The following is a 5,976-nucleotide window of genomic DNA, read 5'->3' as shown; positions in this document are numbered from 1 at the left end:
CCGAATGGACTTTTTATTTTTTATCAAGTGTTCAATTTAATTTTACAATCGGCGAGTATTTATTTGTTCAACAAAATCAAAATGAAGTACCAGATGATAATCAACTCAAAAATGCATTAATTCACTCAAAGCTTTATTTGAATAAAGGACTTTGTGACTTAATAATGCTTGATATTGAGAATGGAAATTCAAAGGAAAAGTTAAATTCAGAAGATTTAACTATTGAACATATCATGCCACAGACAATGAGTAAATCGTGGCGTAAGAATATTTCTGATGAAGAACATGATGAATTTGTTCATACATTAGGGAACTTATCTATAACTGGATATAATTCTGAAATGTCTAATAAGAGTTTTGCTGAAAAGAAACATATTTTAGAAGAAAATTCTAAAGCAATAATTCTTAATAAGGATGTAGTAGATAAAAATGAATGGACAATCGCAGATATTAAGGCTAGAGCAGAAAGGTTGGCAGATATACTACTGAATCGTTATGAATTGAATCCTATTGAAGATTCAAGAATTGAGTTTGAAGCTGTAGATAAAATTGGATTAGACAATTTAGATGCGACTACAGGAAGGAAATTGGTTTCATTTACTCTTGAAGGATCGAAGTATCCTGTTAAGTACTTTAAAGACGTTCCTCTTCAAGTCATTCAAATTTTAGACCAAGATAATCCTGATTTGTTGAAAAGCCTAGTTGGATTAACTTGGAAAGGAACATTAAACAATGCTAATCAAAATAATAGCTTCATAATTTGTCAAGAGAAAGATATTGATGACAAATTAAAGTGGAGTTACTCCAAAGTTAGAGATGATATCTATGTAATGACTGGTGGAAGTGCTCATCGTAATATGCATGTGCTTAAGCAAATAATTGAAGCATATAAGATACCAAAAGATGAATTTTATCTTTCTGTTAAAGTGAAAGAAAATTAAATGAAATTACCAATCACAATAACTCAAATTGCTCATCAACCTAAAATATTGCCTTTAAATAGGATTGTTAAGGGCAATGATTTTACGATTAAGCAATTGAACCCAAATACTGTCATCTCAAAGGAAGATGAAAATATAAAACCGACTGAGGTAGGAACCATAGTGGATTATCTTTCTCGCTATGTGTTGCTTGCTGATGAACACGCCTTTGACGTTGCGAATGCTAAAGCCAAACAAGATTTGATTCATGGAATTATTCCGGTTAAAGAATATAAGAAGCTTTTAGATCAAGAAGAAAGATTAAGATATTTAGTTAAAGATCTGTCAGATGTTGATTCATTATCAGATGAAGCTATTTACTTGGCAACAGACATCTGTGCGTGGGAAGATGCATTTCGCAGTGGTCGCTATGTTAAACCCAAAGCACATCCTGATAAGTTAACAATTGAACACATTAAAATGATGATTCAACGTGTTGAGGAATTTTTCGAAGAATTTGGTTGGCCAACTAGGGATGCATTTTTTGCTAAGGCTGAAAATGGTTTTGTCTCTGGAGATGGTGACTATCTTTTAAAACAGACATTATTGGATTTAAAGGTTTCAGTGAAAACTACTATGCAAATTTCATGGGTTCGCCAGTTGCTTTTGTATTATACGTTAGGATTTTATAATCATTTTAATAATGAAAATATTGAACGATTAATGATTTTCAACGCAAGAACAAATACCGTGTTTTTTATTGATATTGCTAATATTGATCAGTCCGTCTTTGAATTTGTTTACGATGCAGCTGAAAAACAAAGTAAGATTAATGAAAGAGAATTACGAAAGTATATAAATTAAATGCACTTGACTAAAGTGCATTTTTATTTTTCGAATATTAGTTCTTTTATTATTTGGCTTGACAAGTTAAAATAATATTAATTAATATTTTCGTTGCTCTAACAACGAAAATTAGAAGGACTGAAAAACTTATATGTCAGATAATAATATAAAAGCTAAAAGTCAACTTGAACAGGCTTTATATAGTGCCGCAGGCGATTTACGTTCTAAAATGGATGCTAATGAATATAAGAACTATTTATTGGGAATAATTTTTTATAAGTATCTTTCTGATAAGATGCTATATTATGTGGGACAACTTATTGGTGATCCGAATGCAGATTTAAAAGCTAATCAAAAATTATATGAAGAAAACGCCGAAGATGAAGAACTTTTAAAGGAATTAAAAAGAACTTTTTCGTATACAATTTCTCCTAGACACACATTTACGTATTTATTAAATGAAATTAATGGAGAAGCTAGAACTCAAAAAGGTGAACTTAAAACATTTCAAATTTCTGATTTGGCGGAAGCTTTTAATGACATTGAAAGTATAAGTGAAAATTTTGCAGGATTGTTTGAAGATGTTGATTTATATTCCAAGGCATTAGGTGATAATGCCCAGCAACAAGCAGATACTATTGCTAACGTCATTAAAGCAATAGGTGATTTAGAGATTGTTAAAACTAAGGGTGATACTTTAGGTGATGCCTATGAATTTTTAATCGGCAAATTTGCCGAAAGTTCAGGAAAAAAAGCAGGTGAATTTTATACACCTCAAAAAGTATCAGAGTTGTTAACTAAATTAACTTTAGTTGGAGGCAAATACCCAGATGGTTTAACAGTATATGACCCAGCAATGGGATCAGGGTCTTTGCTTTTAAATTTTGGAAAATACATTGAAAAATTTGGCGGAAAAGCAGATCAGATAATTTACTTTGGACAAGAAATTAATTTCTCAACACATAGATTGGCTAAAATGAATATGATTCTTCATGGTGTTGATTTTGGTAATCAGCATCTTCGCAGAGGTAATACACTTAGTGCTGATTGGCCACCTGTTGCTAAAACTATGTTTGATGCTGTAGTAATGAACCCGCCATATTCTTTAAAGTGGCCAGCTGATAAAGGCTTTTTACAAGATCCTCGGTTTAGCCCATATGGTGTACTACCTCCCAAATCAAAAGCTGATTACGCATTTCTATTGCATGGTTTTTATCATTTAAAGAATACAGGTACTATGGCTATTGTTTTACCTCATGGTGTTCTATTCCGAGGAGCAGCAGAAGGTAAGATTCGTAAGAAGCTCCTTGAAAATGGTTCAATTGATGCGGTAATTGGATTACCATCTAACTTGTTCTACAGTACTAGTATTCCAACTGTTATTGTGGTGTTGAAGAAGGATAAAACTGATAGAAGTGTAATGTTTATTGACGCTTCTAAAGGATTTGAAAAGAAAAAGAACCAAAATGAGTTAAGAGAAAAAGATATTCAAAAGATTCTTGATACTTATGAGAAGCGTGAAGATGTTGAACGTTATGCTCATTTAGCTAAGTTTGATGAAATTGAAGAAAACGATTTTAATCTTAACATCCCAAGGTATGTGGATACTTTCGTTCCCGAGCCTCCGGTAGACCTGAAGAAAGTAGCTGCTGACCTGCATGAAACAAATGTTGAGATTGAGAAAAATCAACGAGAATTGGTCGGCATGTTAAAGGAATTAACTTCAGATGATTCTGATATTATGGATGGCCTGGATGCCATTATAAAGGAACTGGAGGGCGAGCTTCATGAATAGAAGAGAGGTGAAAAGTGCTCCAGTATTGCGCTTTAAAGGATTCACTAACGATTGGGAGCAACAATCGTTAAAAAAAATATTTACTACTATTACCGATTATGTAGCAAACGGCAGTTTTGCTAGTTTACGACATAATGTTAAAACATATAAAAACCCTAATTATGCTTATCTTATAAGATTAATGGATGCTTCAAATAATTGGAACGGCCCTTGGTTATTTACGGATAAAAAAGGATATGATTTTTTGAGTAAGAGTTCTCTTAAACCCAAAGATATTTTACTATCCAATGTTGGAGCTGGGGTTGGTAAAACTTTTCAAGTGCCTAAATTGGATAAGCCTATGACACTTGCACCTAATGCTGTTTTATTAAGATCTAATAAATTAAATAACCAATTTTGCTTTTATTTATTAAAGTATCCACAAAATAAAAATAAGGTATTAAGTTTGGTTGGTGTAAGTGCGCAACCCAAACTTAATAAAACTGATTTCGGAAGATTGATTTTTAATATTCCTAGTGATCGAAGTGAGCAAGATAAAATTAGTAAAATTCTTTCAAAACTAGATAAAATTGTAAATCTTCAGCAACGAAAATTGAAATTATTAAAAGTTATGAAAAAAGCACTATCTCAATATATGTTTTGTCAAGAGACAGAATTCGTTCCTATTTTAAGATTCAATTCGTTTTCTGATAAATGGAAATATGAACGTCTTAAGAAGCTTATAGTTAAAGAAATTAAAGGTAAAGCTAAAGCTGATATGAAGGGAACAAAATCTACTTATATCGACACTGCATTATTAAATGGTGGCTCCATAACAAAAGTTGATTCGCCTACTGATACATTTCACAATGATATTATTATTCTTTGGGATGGCTCACAGGCTGGAAAAATTTATCATGGGTTTACTGGTGCATTAGGATCAACTTTGAAAAGCTATAAACCAAAGTATTCAGGAGGATTTTTATATCAATATTTAAAAAGTAAAGAGCCCATAATTTTTTTACGGTATAGAACTCCCAATATTCCTCATGTAATAAAGGATTTTACTGAGATTTTTAAAATAAACGTTCCAAGTGTTAAAGAACAAGAAAAAATTTCAAAAACATTGAATTATTTGGATCAAAGAATTTTAGTTGAAACTAAAAAAATAGGCTCGATTAAAAAAATAAAAAAATTTTTACTCCAAAACATGTTCATCTAACGAAAAAAGGCATCAAACGATGCCTTTTTTCTATAGCTGTGATAAATGATGCAGTATTTTATCGTTATCTTTGTTTTCAAGCTCACGAATAATATGAATATAAGTCTCTTGTGTCGTTGTGGTATTATTATGACCTAAACGTTTAGCTACACTAGCCACTGATACTCCTTCATATAATAAAAGTGAAGCATGAGTATGTCTAAGACCATGAATAGAAATAATTGGAATATCTAGTTCCTTACAATACGATTCTAATTTTTGATTCAAAGTAGAATTATAAACTCGTTGATTTTTACCAAAGAAAATAGGTTGATCAGATTCCTTTTGTTGAATCATAGACTGAAATTGTTGCATTAATTGCCAGTCAACCATTACTGTTCTATTAGATGATTCATTCTTTGTAGGCTGAAAATATCCAACTTTTTCTTTGTAATTCCACGATTTATTGATAATAATACTCTGTTTTTCAAAGTCGAAATCTTCAGGGGTAAGTGCTAATGCCTCTGCAAATCTCAATCCTGTCTTAGCAATTAGGAAGAAGAACCAATCCCAGTTTAATTCTGCTTTTAAATCTAAAGATCTTAATAAAGTTTGAAGTTCATAGAGATTTAAAAACTTTATTTTCTTTGAACTAGGTTCACATCCTTTAATAATTGCTCTTCTTGTGGGATCAGTTTTTAAGAGGCCGTCATCTACTGCATCGAATAAACTTGCTTTAAGATGATGGTGGAAATCTAGAGTCGTATTTTTTTCATGATCTTTTGCATATAAATTTAGAATTCGTTGATAACTCTGTCGAGTTAATTCATTCATATGTAAATTAGGTGCTAATTCTTGCAACTTACGCTGAACTAAATAGTATTTATTAAGCGTAACAGGACGAACAGCATTATCTTTATATAGATGAATCCAATCTAGATAATATTTATAAAACAACTTGGTACTATATTTTCGTGACATATAAAAACCTCCTTAAACTTTAGTCACTCTGACATTGTTTAAGGAGGTTTTATTATTATGCAAGATTAAATGAACATATTCTGGAGAAGAAATTGTTTGAATTGTTTCATATACTGAATTCTTTTTTTATTAATACGTAGGTAATTTAAATAGTTAGAGTAAAACTGTCCTATTTTTTGTTGCTCATTATTGTCAGGTATAAATATAGCTATGTTTTCTAAATCTTTTAAGTTAAGTTTATTTCTGCTACTTCC

Annotated in this window: 6 protein-coding genes; 4 read left to right on the top strand and 2 right to left on the bottom strand. The window is 31.1% G+C overall.

Annotation, left to right across the window (positions count from 1 at the left end):
- From CP368_RS08970 to CP368_RS08955, 4 genes are all read left to right on the top strand, one after another.
- On the top strand, window positions 1-941 hold a 941-nt coding region (locus CP368_RS08970; RefSeq protein WP_143468317.1), incomplete at its 5' end, for an HNH endonuclease family protein.
- Window positions 942-1,784, top strand: coding sequence for a hypothetical protein (locus CP368_RS08965; protein ID WP_098044209.1), 843 nt, complete (start codon window positions 942-944; stop codon window positions 1,782-1,784). It abuts the gene before it with no gap.
- A 133-nt stretch (window positions 1,785-1,917) separates the two neighbouring features.
- Complete coding sequence (locus CP368_RS08960; RefSeq protein WP_098037078.1) at window positions 1,918-3,561, top strand: type I restriction-modification system subunit M; 1,644 nt, start codon at window positions 1,918-1,920, stop codon at window positions 3,559-3,561.
- Window positions 3,554-4,762 (top strand): restriction endonuclease subunit S, encoded by a 1,209-nt coding sequence (locus tag CP368_RS08955; RefSeq protein WP_098044210.1) that lies wholly within the window; start codon window positions 3,554-3,556, stop codon window positions 4,760-4,762. The genes CP368_RS08960 and CP368_RS08955 overlap by 8 nt, the downstream gene beginning before the upstream one ends.
- Before the next feature lie 30 nt (window positions 4,763-4,792).
- Here the strand turns inward: CP368_RS08955 and CP368_RS08950 are convergent, their stop codons facing one another.
- Complete coding sequence (locus CP368_RS08950; protein WP_098044211.1) at window positions 4,793-5,722, bottom strand: site-specific integrase; 930 nt, start codon at window positions 5,720-5,722, stop codon at window positions 4,793-4,795.
- 65 nt (window positions 5,723-5,787) lie between these two features.
- Window positions 5,788-5,976, bottom strand: a 189-nt coding sequence (locus tag CP368_RS08945) for a restriction endonuclease subunit S (RefSeq protein WP_199161339.1), incomplete at its 5' end; no start/stop codon positions are given.

Source organism: Lactobacillus sp. UMNPBX17 (genome assembly GCF_002553735.1).
Taxonomy (GTDB): Bacteria; Bacillota; Bacilli; order Lactobacillales; family Lactobacillaceae; genus Lactobacillus; species Lactobacillus gallinarum.
Note: the sequence above shows the minus strand (reverse complement) of the source record. Positions and strands in the feature narration are given on the sequence as shown.